The sequence below is a fragment of the uncultured Psychrobacter sp. genome, assembly GCF_947495825.1.
In the GTDB taxonomy this organism is placed as follows: Bacteria; Pseudomonadota; Gammaproteobacteria; order Pseudomonadales; family Moraxellaceae; genus Psychrobacter.
Window position 1 is genome coordinate 468,649 of the sequence record NZ_CANMAH010000001.1, and the last position, 16,262, is coordinate 484,910.

General features: G+C 42.5%; 12 protein-coding genes. 1 reads left to right on the plus strand and 11 read right to left on the minus strand.

Going from position 1 to position 16,262, the window contains the following annotated elements; all coding sequences use genetic code 11:
- Positions 1-293: 293 nt before the first annotated feature.
- Positions 294-1,460, plus strand: coding sequence for a D-alanyl-D-alanine carboxypeptidase family protein (locus Q0895_RS01930; protein ID WP_299185096.1), 1,167 nt, complete (start codon positions 294-296; stop codon positions 1,458-1,460).
- A gap of 194 nt (positions 1,461-1,654) precedes the next feature.
- On the opposite strand, the gene Q0895_RS01935 is transcribed toward Q0895_RS01930, so the two are convergent.
- The 11 genes from Q0895_RS01935 to Q0895_RS01985 all read right to left on the minus strand — a co-directional run bounded on the left by Q0895_RS01935 (position 1,655) and on the right by Q0895_RS01985 (position 16,120).
- Entirely contained in the window at positions 1,655-3,601 is a 1,947-nt protein-coding gene (locus Q0895_RS01935) for a HAMP domain-containing sensor histidine kinase (RefSeq protein ID WP_299185098.1), read from the minus strand.
- A gap of 168 nt (positions 3,602-3,769) precedes the next feature.
- The gene (der, locus tag Q0895_RS01940) at positions 3,770-5,200 is read right to left on the minus strand and encodes a ribosome biogenesis GTPase Der (RefSeq protein ID WP_299185099.1); all 1,431 of its coding nucleotides are present in this window, start codon (positions 5,198-5,200) and stop codon (positions 3,770-3,772) included.
- 334 nt (positions 5,201-5,534) lie between these two features.
- On the minus strand, positions 5,535-6,743 hold the full coding sequence (bamB, locus tag Q0895_RS01945) for an outer membrane protein assembly factor BamB (RefSeq protein ID WP_299185101.1): 1,209 nt from the start codon (positions 6,741-6,743) through the stop codon (positions 5,535-5,537).
- Between the two features lie 118 nt (positions 6,744-6,861).
- Complete coding sequence (locus Q0895_RS01950) at positions 6,862-7,683, minus strand: tetratricopeptide repeat protein (protein ID WP_299185102.1); 822 nt, start codon at positions 7,681-7,683, stop codon at positions 6,862-6,864.
- Positions 7,684-7,776: 93 nt separating this feature from the next.
- The gene (hisS, locus tag Q0895_RS01955; RefSeq protein WP_299185104.1) at positions 7,777-9,066 is read right to left on the minus strand and encodes a histidine--tRNA ligase; all 1,290 of its coding nucleotides are present in this window, start codon (positions 9,064-9,066) and stop codon (positions 7,777-7,779) included.
- Between the two features lie 131 nt (positions 9,067-9,197).
- Complete coding sequence (gene ispG, locus Q0895_RS01960) at positions 9,198-10,313, minus strand: flavodoxin-dependent (E)-4-hydroxy-3-methylbut-2-enyl-diphosphate synthase (RefSeq protein WP_299185106.1); 1,116 nt, start codon at positions 10,311-10,313, stop codon at positions 9,198-9,200.
- A gap of 101 nt (positions 10,314-10,414) precedes the next feature.
- The gene (locus tag Q0895_RS01965; RefSeq protein WP_299185107.1) at positions 10,415-11,245 is read right to left on the minus strand and encodes a RodZ domain-containing protein; all 831 of its coding nucleotides are present in this window, start codon (positions 11,243-11,245) and stop codon (positions 10,415-10,417) included.
- Complete coding sequence (gene pilW / locus Q0895_RS01970; RefSeq protein WP_299185109.1) at positions 11,242-12,213, minus strand: type IV pilus biogenesis/stability protein PilW; 972 nt, start codon at positions 12,211-12,213, stop codon at positions 11,242-11,244. Before pilW ends, Q0895_RS01965 begins: the two co-directional genes overlap by 4 nt.
- A gap of 228 nt (positions 12,214-12,441) precedes the next feature.
- On the minus strand, positions 12,442-13,689 hold the full coding sequence (gene rlmN / locus Q0895_RS01975) for a 23S rRNA (adenine(2503)-C(2))-methyltransferase RlmN (RefSeq protein WP_299185111.1): 1,248 nt from the start codon (positions 13,687-13,689) through the stop codon (positions 12,442-12,444).
- 367 nt (positions 13,690-14,056) lie between these two features.
- Complete coding sequence (gene ndk, locus Q0895_RS01980) at positions 14,057-14,488, minus strand: nucleoside-diphosphate kinase (protein WP_299185113.1); 432 nt, start codon at positions 14,486-14,488, stop codon at positions 14,057-14,059.
- A 342-nt stretch (positions 14,489-14,830) separates the two neighbouring features.
- Positions 14,831-16,120: an adenylosuccinate synthase gene (locus Q0895_RS01985; protein ID WP_075103018.1), complete on the minus strand. Its 1,290-nt coding sequence runs from the start codon at positions 16,118-16,120 to the stop codon at positions 14,831-14,833.
- Positions 16,121-16,262: the final 142 nt, after the last annotated feature.

The following is a 16,262-nucleotide window of genomic DNA, read 5'->3' on the forward strand; positions in this document are numbered from 1 at the left end:
GAGAGGGGCAAGCTTTTTGCGTTAAGCTACTACTTACTATCCCTTAATAAACCTATTATCTATACAAAAGATAAACCCTATAGTATGGACTTAACGGCTCCTGCCACACGCTGTTTTTTAGGTTCCCCTCCTCTATGTTGCCAATGTCATTTTTATCGTATTTATTGTTTCCCCATTGGTTAGCATTTTGCTAAGATAAGGCCTTAATTTTATGTCAATCGTCATCTTTAAATACTTTTATAAGTATGGCTGGCGATAGATACATTGGGTTTCATGATGTGGTGTAACAATCTATGACAGTAAAGCGTGTAAAACAACAGCTGGTACAGCTAGTCGTTGGTGTCAGCTTATCTTTGAGTGCAGTCATTGCTAATGCTGCTATTCAACCTCCAGAGATGGACAATACCGCCTACGTATTGATGGACTATAATACGGGTGAGATAATAGCGCAAAAAAATGCCAACCAACCTCTTCCTCCCGCCTCATTAACCAAAATGATGACCAGCTACATCATCGAGCAACGTCTAAGCTCAGGCGACTTGACCGAAGATGAACAAGTGCTAATGAGCAAAAATGCATGGTGTCGCGGTAGTAGTAGCCAATCTTGTATGTATGTGCCAGTAAATAAAACTGCTAGTGTCATCGATATGCTACGCGGTATCATCATTCAATCAGGTAACGATGCCTCAAAAGCGATGGCTGAACATATTGCAGGTAGCGAAAGCTCATTTGCAATATTGATGAATGAGCAAGCCGAAAAGCTTGGCATGGATAATACGCATTTTGTGAATGCAACAGGCATGCCTGATGAAGGTCACCAAGCTTCAGCACTTGATTTGGCAAAGCTTGCTCGCGCTATTATAAAAAATAGTGGTGAATACTATGACATCTATGCTGAAAAAGAGTTTACCTATAATGGTATCACTCAAGGCAATCGTAACGCGCTACTGGCTACAGACCCTACAGTAGATGGTCTAAAAACAGGACATACTAATGCAGCAGGCTACTGCTTAGTTGCTTCTAGTAATCGTGATGATATGCGTCTCATATCTGTGATTATGGGAACCGAAAGTCCACAAGCACGTGCAGATCAGTCGCGAGAGCTTCTTAACTGGGGCTTCGGCCATTTCACCACAGTGACAAAAGCACCGTCCAATCAGTTTGTCAGTAAGCTGCCAGTATGGTTTGGTGAGGCAGACGAGGTAGAGCTGGCAACAGGCGATACCCTACAGGTCTTAACCACTAAAACACAAAAAAATAAGATTACTACAGTCGTCGATATCCCTGAAAGTATAGAAGCTCCTATCAAAAAAGGACAAAAGATTGGCAAAATGCTAGCAGTTATTGATGGTAAGGCAGTAGCTTCAGTACCTATTGTAGCCACCACTGACCTCGAACAATCAGGCTTTATGAGCCGGATGTGGCAGCATGTGGTACGCTGGGCGCAGAACCTATTCTAAGCTTATTAAAATAGTAGCGGCTCCATTGTCTTAAGTAGGCTGATAAATAAAAAAGACGCTAATGATTAGCGTCTTTTTTGTTCTATATACAGCCAAAAGCGTGCGTCGTAATGTTGACTTGACGCTCTACACCTAATAACCTCTACACCTAATAACGACTGAAGCCTGCTCATTAGAATTTTTATGATATCAAGTTATGTCAGCCACTTCTTCAATAACACAGTCAATAGCTTAGGGTCTTGCACCGTACTGTGGCAGTAGTCTACACCCGCAGCTTTTAGATCGTATTCAAAGCTCTCTACATACCGCTCTTTATGTAGCGGATACCAATAAACCAACAATGCGCGACGAGTGGTTTCTCGCTTGCGAATATATTTAGTTAATTGAGCAACTTGTTCAGGTAGCACCTCTTCTGCAAACATGATGACGTTTACTTTCGCTTTTGAAATATAATCCATCATCGATTGTCCATTACGCTGTGAGTTGACATTAGCACCAAGTCTTCTTAGCATATCTACCATCGAGCTTACTTCATCATGATGATAGTACACTATGTTAATCCCCTTTAAGAGATCTTCATGCTGTGTATGTCTCTTATGGCGCAGTGGTATCGTAACGGTGAACTTACTCCCTACACCAAGCTCACTTTCTACTTCAATTGCTGCGCCTAAAAGCTGACCAATTTGTTTGACTACCGACAACCCTATTCCCACTCCTTCATTCTCACGAGTATCTGACGAATCAACTTGAAAAAACGGAGTAAATATATCTTCTAGATAACTTGTGCTAATGCCAATACCTGTATCAATAACTTTAACTTGCCAGCGAATACTTTCATTAAAATGCGTCAGTTGAGAGTCGATAATAACCTGGCCTGTATGAGTAAACTTTATTGCATTATCTATCAATGTGGTCAAAATTTGCTGAATCTTACTTATATCACCTTCTAAAGTATACTCAGCATGATGAAGACGACTAATAAGCTCTAGATTCTTTTGTCTGGCAGCAGGCTCAAACCTCTCTATCAGATTAGCGATCACTTTTAGCGGATTAAATTCACTTAAACTTACCACCAGTTGGCCTTTTTCTATTCTATTTAACTGAATAATCTGCTCGAGAGTGAGCTCTAAGTGATGACTGCCTTTATGAATAATAGCCAATGTGTCTTTTTGTTCATCATTAAGATATTGATTATCTAAAAGTTGCAAACCACCCGTAATGGCATTAAGAGAAGTTTTTAGCTCATGAGTAATCATGTTTTGAAAGTTTGAGCGCTGCATATCAAGGGACAAGTCTTTATTGTGAAGTTGGCGCTCAAAGTCTGCAAGATCGAGATAATCCTGCTGCGCTACTCTTAGGCGTTCAAATAGAATAATAAAAGATTTTTTTATACGTATAAGCTCTTCGAATTCGAAGCGCTGTTGAATAGTAGGTAGCTGCTTAAGCTCAGGGTTGTTCGCTGCTATCTCACACACTTTCGCAAGCTCGATAATATCTTTGGTTGGCCAATTAAGTTTGCGCAGAATATACCAAATAATGACAACCCCTAAAATGGTAGTTGCAAGCCATGACAATAGGTTAACCCGAACCCAATACCAACGTAGCTGCGTCATGTCTAACGTAATATTAATATAACCGACCAACGTATTACGCGCAGCTAACGGAGTGGTTGATATTGACGTATCTTTCACATTGATAGGCGATGCGTTAGTGAGACGCTGAGAGGAATTGGCGCGTTGGATACTACTACCTGTAAGATAACGACTGGTGACTGGATAATTAAAGCTGACCGTATCGGCAAACCAAGCGCTATACCAATTATTACTCACACTATCGATATTGCCTTGACTCAATGAATCAATAGGTTGATCAGTTGAATAGAATAAAATACTTTGTAAGAATGGGTCATTGTCCAGCAATATACTGACTTGCCGAGCAACTAAGTTTGCGCCATCGGGAGTTGATGCACTATTTGCAAGCATTTCACCCAACTGCTGAACGTGTAGACGTTTTTGTTGATAGTTATAGACGAATGTATAAACAAAAGACAATAAGAAGCCTGCAAAAACGGCCACAACGATAGCTTGTAATACAGAACTACGAATAATCGTGGGTATGTTTTTAGAAGAACTTATACTCATGTCAATCAATCAATTTATGATGGCTTTGACTTATAATACCTCATAAGTGTATGGCTTGTTTATTTTACGATAAATGGTAATAATATAAAAAAACCAATAAACTCTATCAGTAAATTTTCAGGCAACTGACCTAAAGACCTCTATTGCAGAAGTCTTTAGAGGTTTCAATTATCGTTTTTTATCTGTTTTTCTGTGACTTTTTGAGTACTTTTGCTTACGATTACGTTGACGCTGTAGCAGTTGCTGAGCTTTGGCTTTAGTTGGCGTGTTGCTCTTATTGGCGTAAGGGTTTTCATTGAGCTTAAAGACTACGTTTAGCGGCGTACCTTCGAGCTTAAATACTTGGCGAAACTGATTTTCAAGATAACGCTGGTAGCTTTTAGGCAATGACCCTGTTTGATTACCATGGACGACAATGACTGGCGGATTGTGACCACCAATGTGGGCGTAACGCAGTTTAATACGGCGACCACCAACAGTTGGCGGCGGGTTTGCGATGACTGCGTCTTGCAATATTTGCGTTAAGCGGTTGGTAGATACCTCAAACATCGAAGACTGGTAGGCGCGTAAAATAGAAGGATACAGATTACCGACGCCAGTACCATGCAACGCAGATATCAGATGCACTTTTACATAGGGTATAAAGTTAAAACGACGCTCCATCTCAATCTTGATATAGTCTTTTTGCTCATGAGTTAGCCCATCCCATTTATTAATCGCAACAACTAATGCTCGACCTGCATCGAGGGCATAACCAATCATGTGAAGATCTTGATCAACGATGCCTTCTTGCGCATCGATTACAATGACGGTGACGTTAGAGTCTTCTATCGCTTGCAAGGTTTTGATAACAGAGAATTTTTCTACTTTTTCATCGATACGGCCACGGCGACGTACACCAGCAGTATCAATCAATACGTAGTTTTTGCCATCACGCTTATAAGGGATATAGATACTATCACGCGTCGTACCAGGCATATCAAATACAACGACTCGGTCTTCACCCAATAGACGATTAACAAGAGTTGACTTACCTACGTTTGGACGCCCAATGATAGCCAGTTTAAGCCCGTCCGGCTCTCCTGTATCGACATCTTCTGGCATATCAGCTGTGATGACTTCTAGTAAATTACCGACACCGCGACCATGACTGGCAGCCATTGGATAAGGCTCACCCAATCCTAGTGCATAAAACTCTGCAGGTGCAGAATCATGCGTCCCATCAACTTTGTTGGCGACAACATATACTGGCTTGCCTAGGGTGTGCAAAAACTTACCGATTTCTGCATCAGCCCCAATCATACCAGCCCGTGCATCAACCACAAATACGATGATGTCAGCTTCATGAATTGCAGTATGCGACTGCTCAGACATATAGTCATCAATGTCTCCCCTGCCATCATCGGCTTCACCGATACCGCCAGTATCTACCACGATAAACGATTTGCCTTCATAGGTAGCATCACCATATTGACGGTCACGAGTCAAACCGGATAGATCAGCAACCAAAGCCTGGCGACTTTTGGTAAATTGATTAAATAAAGTAGATTTACCTACATTGGGGCGACCAATTAGCGCGACCACGGGCTTGATACTCATGCGTTACTCTCAATAATGGTCAATAACAACAAATAGGTGTCATATGACCGCAAACTTAAATGAATGATGAAGACGAAGAACCTATTATAAAAGATAATAGTCTTTTAGTGGGGTAGATGATGGACTAATAGTAAAAAACATCCCATCAACTGTAAATCATGGCACTTATCATAAAGGCGCATAGAGTACGTGAAACGCACTGTCTATACAAGGCATTAAACGCTGACAAAGCAGCGTTTAAGCGTTATAGCATAATATCTTTATTAACAACGATTGCTCAATAAAGCACACTAACAATGTAAAAGTAAGTCAAGATAGCGTTATCACTTGCTACTTAGCGTGCTAATTGCCAGATAGCTACTTGTCCAGAAGTACTTTGCGTCATCAACCGACTGCCTTGCACTTGTAGGTTAGTCAATGCGCCCTTAGTCTGCACCCGGCTCACGATATCACCGTTTGCAGGATTAAACAGATGCACGACTCCTTCAAGATCACCGACAGCAATATAATTGCCAATCATGACAGGATTTGTCAAATCGCGATAAGCAAGCTCTTCGCTCTCCCATAACATATTACCATTATTACGATCGTAAGCGACAACTTTACCTTCTAAGCTGGTAGCAATGACTTGTTGATTGTTTACAGCAAGTGATTTTAAGCTGGCCAGATCGTTTACGAACATGACTTGGCGCGACGCTAAATCAATCCCTAACAACTGACCGCTGTAACTGATCGCGTATAGCTGATTATTATCGACAACAGGCATACCATCGACATCACTCATACGCTCAACTTCACTACTGCCAGCACCGACACCAACACGTCTTGACCACTGCGGCAAGCCATTATCGATCGTAATAGCATGAAGACGACCATCAGCAGTAGCAAGTAATGCAGTTTTGTCATCTAACAATGCTGGTGCTGCACTACCGCGCACGCTAATAGCTGGCACTTGAGTCGCAAACTGCCAAATCGACTGACCGGTCTGTAAAGACAAGCCATGTAAAAAACCATCGTTAGCAGACAAAACGACTCGATTGTTGCTAACCAGCGCAGGCGTCAGCACTGAACCTGACAGCTGCTTTTGCCAACGCTTAGCACCAGTTGTGCTATCAAAAGCCATTACCAAACCACTGCGTGTACTCACAATAGCGGTCTGACTTAATGAATCTATCGTTACGCCACCAGTGATTTGCTCACCGACGTCTATGGACCATAAACGCTGACCTGCGTTATCAAAACCTGTCAACTCACCTCCACGTGAGGCGACGACAGTTTGGGTATTACTGTAGCCAACTTGTAAGGCGAGAGGATCTTTCTTACTTGCCTTTTTATTACCAACATCAACGCTAAATACCGGCTGCAGCACACTAATAGGTTGGGCAATTTGTACCAGCTCGACGGGATCGTGTACTACTGGCTTAATACCACGATTACAACCAACGACAGCGGTCGTCATCAGCGCCACAGCCGCTACGTTCATGACAGTCGACTTCATGGTCTTACTTTTTATTGTTTTGCTGAAGCGAATAGATAGGGTCATTGTCTGCTCTCATTACGAATAAATTAACTATCGATAAACGGGCTATTATCTGAAAAGCTATAAATAGATAGCACCATCCTTGTCTGCAATATACATTATTATTGATTATAATGCCGATTTACTGCGCTGCTTGGTCAGAAACGTTACTATTGTTAACGCCATTTTGAATAGCCGCACTGGCGTTTTCAGCTGCTACTGGCTCAGGTACGGTAGCTGTTTGAATCAGGCTAGCAGGCTCATCGATTGGTTCAGGCATAAGCCCTAGACTCTCCATCTTTAGTGCCAGTACTGCTCTAGTCTCTTGACGTTTACCAATCAGACTCCAAGCGTTAGTATAAGCTTTAATAGCAGCATCTTCGTCATCTTTTGCCAAATAGATATCACCTAGCAGCTCTTGTTGGCTGGCCTCAAATGAGCTTGGCATATCGTTATTAGCTTCTGCTAGTGCTGCATCTATGTCCCCTGCTGACAACAATGTTTCAGCGTAGCGCAAACGCGTAATCGCATTTAAACCTGCATCTCCTAAATCTATTGCCAATGCCTTTTTTAAGGTCTCAGTTGCACCCGCGAAATCATCGCTATCGACTTGTTGGCGAGCTTTGATCATTAAAGCTTGCCAGGCGTAAACCGACTTACCATGCGTACTGACTAATGCATCAATGTCTTTATTTAGCTGGGCACGACTAGCAGCAAGTGCCGTGGATGCTTCAGCCTCTAGATCTGGGTTCTGTGCTGCCAGACTTACTTCTTCATTAAGTCTTTGGATATCAGCATATTGATCAGCGGCTACGGTATCTACCCGTGCGTGATTCTCTTGCCAGTATGTCCAGCCAAAATAACCGGCTAAGGCCAATAAAATAGCTGTTAAGATATAGCTACCATACTGCTTGAGCGCTTGCATAGAGTTGTCTGTATTTGGCGACTGGGTATTTTGAACCATGTTTGTTTACCTGATAAAATCTAGTTGCTAAAATCTAATTGCTGAGCGGCAAGTGAGCGCTGGTCATTCTACCAGACGCTACCACTGACGTAATTACAGACGCGTGAAATTCTTTGTGCTTGCTAGCCAGTCTTGTGCAACTGATTGCTGTTCGCCAGTCTGCATGTTTTTAATACTGATTGTATTATCGTCAAGCTCTTGCTGTGCAATAATAACCGTCAAGGCTGCACCAGACTTATCCGCTTTTTTCATTTGTGCTTTCATACTGGTTGCACTTGCCATCTTAACCCGCAAATCTGGACGGCTATAACGTAACTTTTGCGCATAATTGATACCAAAACCATAGACTTCTGGCTGCGCAACCACAAAGACATCACAGACTGACATTTCTGGCATAGGAGCTACTGCTTCAATTAGCAGTAATAAGCGCTCAAGACCCATCGCAAAACCAACAGCAGGTTCAGACTTAACTGGTTTGTCGTTGCGTGCACCTACAGACTTTAGCTGTCCAATCAGACCATCATAACGCCCACCAGCACAGACAGTTGCTTGACTACCAAGCTTATCAGTAACCCATTCAAAAACCGTTTTATTATAATAATCGAGACCGCGAACCAAGTGCGGATTGATTTCATAATCTATACCAAGCGTCGTTAGATACGCTTGAACTTGTTCAAAATGGACCTGACTTTCTGTCCCCAAGAAATCAGCAAGCTTAGGTGCATCAGTAAGCAGTGCTTGGGTGCTTGGCTCTTTACTATCCAAAATCCGTAGCGGATTGGTAGTCAAGCGGCGCTTACTGTCTTCGTCAAGCTGATCTTGCTTGTCCGTTAAGTAGGCAACTAGAGCATCTCGATAAGCACGGCGCTCATCGATTTCGCCCAAGCTGTTTAATTGCAAACGCATCTCATCTTTGAGACCCAGCTCCTGCCACATCAGGTGGGTCATCGCAATCAGCTCAGCATCAGCATCTGGCAACGCGCTACCAAAGCTCTCTACCCCTATCTGATGAAACTGACGGTAGCGTCCTTTTTGCGGGCGCTCATAACGGAACATAGGGCCGATATACCAAAGCTTTGGCGTGTCACCGCGTAGCAAATTATGTTCAAGCACTGCACGTACAGCTCCCGCTGTACCCTCAGGACGCAAGGTCAGAGGCGTTGGTGGTTCAGACTTATCAGCGAAGCTATACATCTCTTTTTCAACGATATCAGTCGCACCGCCAATAGCACGAGCAAACAAATCAGTCTGCTCAACGATTGGCAGACGGATATTTTCGTAACCGTAACGAGCCAATACATCTGCCAATACAGCTTCTAGCTGTAGCCACTTCGCTGCCTGTTCTGGCAGAATATCATTAAACCCTTTAATAGCTTTGATCATGATTCGGTCATATCCTCAAATATTATAACGACTGTCTATATTGTTATTATCGTTACTACTGGCACTTAGATGCTTACTGATGGTTTACTACTCACAGACTCACAATGGACGATGAATAGTTTTGGCGTCATCTATTTAACTCTAATAATTTCATTTTCACGTGATTTTTCCAGCTCGCTTGCATGAGCACGTACCATATTTTCAATCTCATCAACCAAATTATTGGTATCGATAAGATGGCTTTTTTCACCCATGCGATATACCAGTGATTTGGGAGCTGCGCCTACGATACCAACATCAGCTTCTTTTGCCTCTCCTGGACCGTTCACCTTACAACCGATCACTGATAGATTCATAGGCTCACGCACATCTTCTAAACGAGCTTCTAGTGCAGTCATCACCTTAATCACATCAAACTCTTGACGAGAGCAACTTGGGCAGGCGATAAAGTTTACACCATTAGAACGAATATTGAGTGATTTCAAGATATCAAAACCGATTTTGATTTCTTCTTCTGGTTCTGCTGCCAAAGAGATACGAATGGTATCACCGATACCATCTAATAATAAACCACCAAGCGCAATCGCAGATTTGACAGCGCCAGTACGATATACCCCAGCTTCAGTGACCCCTAGATGTAGCGGATTATCAATCTGTGCCGATATTAAACGATACGCATCCAAAGTCAAAAACACGTTGCTCGCTTTGACAGACACTTTATATTGATCGAAGTTTAGACGCTCCAGTATATCGATATGACGCATAGCAGACTCGAGCATCGCCTCGCCCGTTGGCTCAGTGTATTTACGCTGAATGTCCTTTTCTAAAGAGCCTGCGTTCACCCCAATACGAATTGGAATATTATGATGTTTGGCACAGGCCACGACTTCACGAACTTTGGCATCGCTACCGATGTTGCCCGGATTAATACGCAAACAGTCTGCTCCCGCTTCAGCAACTGCCAGTGCAATCTTATGATCAAAATGCACATCAGCAACCAAAGGTACACTCACCTGTTTACGAATCTTACCAAACGCTTCAACTGTCTCCATCGTCGGAGTCGAGACGCGCATGAAGTCAGCACCAGCATCAACGCAGCGTTCAATTTGAGCGACTGTTGCGGCTATATCACAAGTATCTGTATTGGTCATGCTTTGCACACTAATCGGTGCATCGCCGCCAATCGCGACATCACCGACATAGATCTTTTTGGTAGGACGGCGAGTAATAGGCGATGACGTGGACATAAAGAATCCTTTAATCAGAACAAAAGATAAAAAATATAAGCAGTCTTAAAGCGATAATAATATCGTCATGACAGATCATTAAACCTGTAATGGACAGATCATTATGGCGCTAAGGCAAAGCTTGCTTGTTTATCGGTTGCATACTCATTTAACGCAACCGAGTCTTGATTAAGTAATAGTTTTACATTATCGATATTATCAATCTGGATGTTAAATGGCGGCTTACCAAGCAGTTTATAGTTACCACTGGTTTGGCTGCCTGACATCAGACTGTTACCAGACGCATCAGTAATATCTACGTTAGTAGCGTCTGTGATCTCAACGTCCAATGTGACAGCACTGATATCACTACTACTATCCAAATTGAGTGCTGAACCAGATGCGCCCACACCATCTAAACCAGTACTATCATACTGAGTACTAACTGCTGCCCCTTGCGCTTGTTCTGACGCTGATAAGTCTTCAACGACTGTTGTAGATGCAGCATTATCTTGACTGGCATTGGTTACCATACGGAATAAAAATACCGCCAACACAATAAGACCTATAATGGCAAGAATCAACAACGGGTTAAAGCGGATGCGACTACGACTATCACGTTGTAGTGTTCCCATCGGACGTAGCGGCGTATCAATATTACTCACTGACTGCGCTCTCATCTCATCTGGATACGCTGCATCGAAGCTTGTCGCGATTTTTGTGGGATCTAACTGCAAAAATTTTGCATAATTAATGACAAAACCACGTGCAAAAGTAACTTGCGGTAAAGCGGCAAAATCCTCTTCTTCTAGCGCTTGTAAATGACGCTCCAAGATGAATAACTCACTGGCAGCTTCTTTTAAACTGATCTGTTTACTTTTACGGGCTTGCTGCAGCGTGGCACCAAATGATCCCTGAGCGTTAGACTGATGATTTGATGATGGGTTGTTCATTTCCATGATGCCTCTGGGTTATTAAGCCAAGTCTTAAGTTGTTTTGCTTCATCGCTTAATGGATAAGCAGATAATAGCTGTTGTGCTAATCGTTGACGCGTGGTTCTATCATTTTGAACGGCGGCAAGCTTAATACCTTGCAGAAGCAATCTAGGACTAATCCCTTGGCCTTGTACAAGCAATAAAGTCTCATCATAAAGCCGTTGTGCTTGCTGTACACGCTGCTGCTCAAGCAACAAATCAACCAGCTCAATATGAGCGATCAAGCTATTACGATTACCATCTAAAGCCCGTAAAAATGCTTTGGCCGCCGCTGGATGATTATTCAACTGTAGGTAAGTGCGCCCTAGGTTCTCAAGTGCACCAATACGTCCTTCGTAACCAAGTGCTGCACCTGCAATCTCAAACTGCTCTGCCGCCTCTTTATAACGCTTCATCTGTGATAAATAGACACCATAGTTATTACGCACTTGATTAAAATTTTTGTCAAGCGAGATGGATTTTTTAAAGTATTGATCGGCCTTTTCAAGATTGAGGCGGCTGCCCTCTTGTTGCAACAAAACGCCCATCATATCATAGGCTGGCGCGTATCGGCTATCAGCAGCAAAAGCTTTTTCGAGTTGACGCTGAGCGGTATCAAGCTCATTTTTGCGAATGTATTGTGCGGCAAGCGACGTACGTACGCGCGCGATCTCTTGCTTGTCAAGATTACGAATATCGCTTGGCTGGGTAGACGTTTGATAACGCGTACTTCCAGTTAAGCCATCTGTTGGTGTACTTTGGCAACCTGCTAGTAATAAGGCAACGATTACACTAGCCATCAGCCCTTTTTTTGGGCTACCGGACTTTGAACTACCAGACATCGTATAGTTTGTTTTTTGATAAGCACTCGCTACTGAGGGCTCATTCATTATTAAAGAAGTTTTACGCTGAGTCTTAAATTGACAAAAATATTCAAACATCATCATAGCCGCCATCATAAAACTGAGTTTTAGTACTGTGAGTTTAATACTAGAGTTCCAATGAGCCATTAGTTTAATGGATTTGGTCCCCTTAAGTACAATTTAGTTACTATGACTGCATTTTTATTGTTATAAATATTACTTAATAAAACCAATAGGAACGTAAACCCATTCGTTTTTTATCCTATTTGTTTTTTATCTTAGACTGAGCCATTGTTTGCCGTTCACTGTAATTTATTGGACAGTAGCGTTACCCTTAGCATCGCGATCTTTAATGCTTTGTTGCCATGCTGCTGACCGTCTGGTTCGATCAGCGACTTGTCCGACTAATTGACCACATGCTGCGTCAATATCATCACCGCGTGTTTGGCGAATGGTACAAACAAAGCCAGCTTCGCTCAAAATATTGCTAAACGCATGAATACGGTTGTTACTTGATTTATCATAAGGCGCATGCGGGAACGGGTTGAACGGTATCAGGTTTATTTTACTTGGGAGACCATCAAGTAATGCAACCAACTGTTTGGCGTGTTCATTGCTGTCATTGACGCCATCTAACATGACATATTCAATCGTGACGTGTTTTTTGTGGCGCGGATTAACGTCATAGACGTAATTTTTTGCCGCAGCGATCAGCTCGCTTAACGGATATTTTTTATTAATTGGCACCAGCTCATTACGTAATTCGTCGTTGGGTGCGTGCAGTGAGATAGCTAAGGCTACATCAATATCTTTTGCTAACTGATACATCTTGGGTACCACACCTGACGTCGATAAAGTGACTCGGCGTTTCGATAGACCATAAGCATGATCGCTAAGCATGAGCTCCATAGAGCTGACCACTGGCTTATAGTTTAATAATGGTTCACCCATGCCCATCATGACAACGTTGGTCACGTTGTTTTCCCATAAGCTATGATCGACGTTCTCTAAGCTGTCGTTTTCGTCCGCCATATAAGAAGCGTTGGCGACCCACAACTGCCCGATAATCTCAGCGACGCTCAAATCACGCTCAAAGCCCTGTTTACCTGTGCTGCAAAAGCTACAATCCAGTGCACAGCCGACTTGTGATGAGATACATAGAGTTTTGCGGCCGTTCGACTTACTGTCATCTGCTGGTATTAGCACCGTCTCAACCAATGAGCCACCCGTCACCTCAAACACCCATTTACGCGTGCCATCATCACTGTATTGACGATGAATGACTTTTGGCGGGGTCACACATGCATGCATAGACAGCTTATCGCGTAACGACTTGCTTAGATTGGTCATCTGCTCAAAGTCGGTCACTCCATGCTGATATATCCACTTAATCACTTGCGTCGCCCGAAATGGCTTTTCGCCGATGCTCTTAAAGTAATCAGCGAGCTGTGCTTGTGTCATACCTAATAGGTTGGTTTTTGCCTGCGCTTCATCTACCAGCTTAATGCTATCAGTGCGCTTGTTGGGTATGTGCTGAGTGGGTGTTTGAATCGTTGACATAATAGGTAACCTTTTGGCATAAGCCATGAGCGTAGTAATACAATTAAATGCTGCATTGAGCAATCCGTTATGAGCGCAAAACTTATCATATATAGAATGCAGATAATTTCCATATCGATAAAGTGCTGATAAGGGGTTGATAACGCTAATTAAATGATTGAAAACCGATAATGAGGGACATAGTAATAAATTTCAACAAAAACAACCAATAAGCTTAATAATGGTTTGTCAAAAAAAAGATAATCAATAAAATATAAAATTTTTCAATAATAGTGGAAACGGCTTATACTCAATAGAGTATAAGCCGTCCTTGCAAAACCAACTACTGATAATCAACATCATAAGCTGATATCAATAATCGTTGTTATTAGCGCGTACGTGCACAAACTTCATCATCATTGAAAAAGTAGCTGATTTCACGCTTAGCTGATTCAGCTGAATCTGAACCATGAACCGCGTTTTCATCGATGCTGCTAGCAAAATCAGCACGGATAGTGCCTTTTTCTGCTTCTTTTGGATTGGTTGCACCCATGATTTCGCGATGCTTAGCGATAGCATTTTCGCCTTCTAATACTGATACCAATACTGGACCTGACATCATGAATGACTTTAGGTCATTGTAAAATGGACGCTCAGCGTGCTCAGCGTAAAAACCGCCTGCCTTTTCATCATCAAGTTGTAGCATTTTGGCTGCAACGATTTTTAGACCAGCTTGTTCAAAACGGTCATAGATAGCGCCGATGTGGTTGCCAGCGACAGCGTCAGGTTTGATGATAGATAAAGTACGTTCGTTAGCCATAAAAAATCTCCTAATAAAGGGTAAGTTAAATAAGAATTAAAAATATGATTTAAACTTTGACCACAATGTTGACTTGGACTGATTCAAATGACTCATGTTTTACCAATATGAAAACATAAGCGCCAACACATGATTGCTGCCTATTATAATGATTGACGCTATAAATGATAGGGGTAATTCTGATACCAGCTTACTTAAACGTAAATTTTGCATTCACTAAAAGTAAGAGGTACATACTATATATTGTATATCTACCAATATTATTAATCTTTATAAAAAACCCTAATGTTAGTTCTAAGCTGGACATTAGGGTTTCGTCATTCAATAGTTTGTTCTATTTATCTACGCATCATACGGATCACGTAATACGATGGTCTCTTCGCGGTCAGGACCCGTTGAGATAATATCAACAGGACAGCCAATCAGTGCTTCGATACGCTTGATGTATTTTTTAGCATTTTCTGGCAAGTCATCATAGTTGGTAATACCAACGGTAGACTCACTCCAACCTTGCATCGTTTCGTACTTAGGCGTTACTGACTCATAAAACTCGGCATCATGCGCGCCTGCACATTCAGTCTCTGGTAATTCGTAACCCACACCGATTAGCAACTCTTCTAAACCATCTAATACGTCAAGCTTAGTCAAGCAGATACCTGACATAGAGTTCAGTACAACAGCACGGCGTAATGCCTCGGCATCGAACCAGCCACAGCGACGCGCGCGGCCAGTGGTCGCGCCAAACTCATGGCCGACTTTGGCTAAGTGAGCACCAACATCATCAAACAATTCTGTTGGGAACGGACCGCTACCAACGCGTGTGGTATAAGCTTTAGTAATACCAAGCACATAGTCTAAATATAATGGACCGATGCCAGTACCAGTCGATACACCGCCTGCCGTGACGCTTGAGCTGGTCACAAACGGATACGTACCGTGATCGATATCAAGTAGCGTACCTTGCGCACCCTCAAACATTAAGTTTTTGTCAGCCAGACGCAACTGATTAAGGTCTTCAGTGACATCAGTTACCATACCCTTAATCTCTTCTTTCCACTCTTGGCACAGCTTAAACGTCTCATCAAAATCGATGGCGTCAACTTTGTAGTATTGAGTCAATTGGAAATTATGATATTCGATAAGGTTACGTAGCTTTTCTTCTAAATCATCACGGAATAAGTCAGCAAGCTTAATAGCACGGCGCGCAACTTTGTCTTCGTACGCAGGACCGATACCGCGACCTGTGGTACCGATTTTACCTGTACCGCGTTTGGCTTCACGAGCTTGATCGAGGGCTACATGATAAGGCATGATAAGTGGGCAATTAGGTGAGATACGTAGGCGCTCGCGTACTGGTACGTTGTTGTCTTCAAGCGCTTTCATCTCTTTTAACAAAGCATCAGGCGCTAGCACGACGCCATTGCCAATAAAACAAGTAACACCTTCACGTAAGATACCTGATGGAATAAGATGCAAGACAGTGGTTTTGCCATCGACAACTAACGTATGACCAGCATTGTGGCCACCTTGGAAACGTGCTACTGCTGAGGCCTTTTCGGTAAGTAAATCAACGATTTTACCCTTACCTTCATCGCCCCACTGGCTACCTAAAACTACGACATTCTTACCCATGATTAATCCTTACAATGATGTATTAAGGTGCATGGCCTGTTCATTATCAAACAGCCATACGATAACAATTTAAAACTAAACGAAAAATAATGCTTTTTGACAATACTGTCTTTTGATAAACCCATCTTTTGATACGGTTGTT

Excerpts from the sequence above, each read along its gene's own strand:
- ndk (WP_299185113.1), bottom strand. The coding sequence starts at position 14,488 with ATGGCTAACGAACGTACTTTATCTATCATCAAACCTGACGCTGTCGCT.
- ispG (WP_299185106.1), bottom strand. The coding sequence starts at position 10,313 with ATGTCCACGTCATCGCCTATTACTCGCCGTCCTACCAAAAAGATCTAT.
- Q0895_RS01965 (WP_299185107.1), bottom strand. The coding sequence starts at position 11,245 with ATGAACAACCCATCATCAAATCATCAGTCTAACGCTCAGGGATCATTT.
- rlmN (WP_299185111.1), bottom strand. The coding sequence starts at position 13,689 with ATGTCAACGATTCAAACACCCACTCAGCACATACCCAACAAGCGCACT.
- Q0895_RS01950 (WP_299185102.1), bottom strand. The coding sequence starts at position 7,683 with ATGGTTCAAAATACCCAGTCGCCAAATACAGACAACTCTATGCAAGCG.
- der (WP_299185099.1), bottom strand. The coding sequence starts at position 5,200 with ATGAGTATCAAGCCCGTGGTCGCGCTAATTGGTCGCCCCAATGTAGGT.
- Q0895_RS01930 (WP_299185096.1), top strand. The coding sequence starts at position 294 with ATGACAGTAAAGCGTGTAAAACAACAGCTGGTACAGCTAGTCGTTGGT.
- Q0895_RS01985 (WP_075103018.1), bottom strand. The coding sequence starts at position 16,120 with ATGGGTAAGAATGTCGTAGTTTTAGGTAGCCAGTGGGGCGATGAAGGT.
- Q0895_RS01935 (WP_299185098.1), bottom strand. The coding sequence starts at position 3,601 with ATGAGTATAAGTTCTTCTAAAAACATACCCACGATTATTCGTAGTTCT.
- bamB (WP_299185101.1), bottom strand. The coding sequence starts at position 6,743 with ATGACCCTATCTATTCGCTTCAGCAAAACAATAAAAAGTAAGACCATG.
- pilW (WP_299185109.1), bottom strand. The coding sequence starts at position 12,213 with ATGATGATGTTTGAATATTTTTGTCAATTTAAGACTCAGCGTAAAACT.
- hisS (WP_299185104.1), bottom strand. The coding sequence starts at position 9,066 with ATGATCAAAGCTATTAAAGGGTTTAATGATATTCTGCCAGAACAGGCA.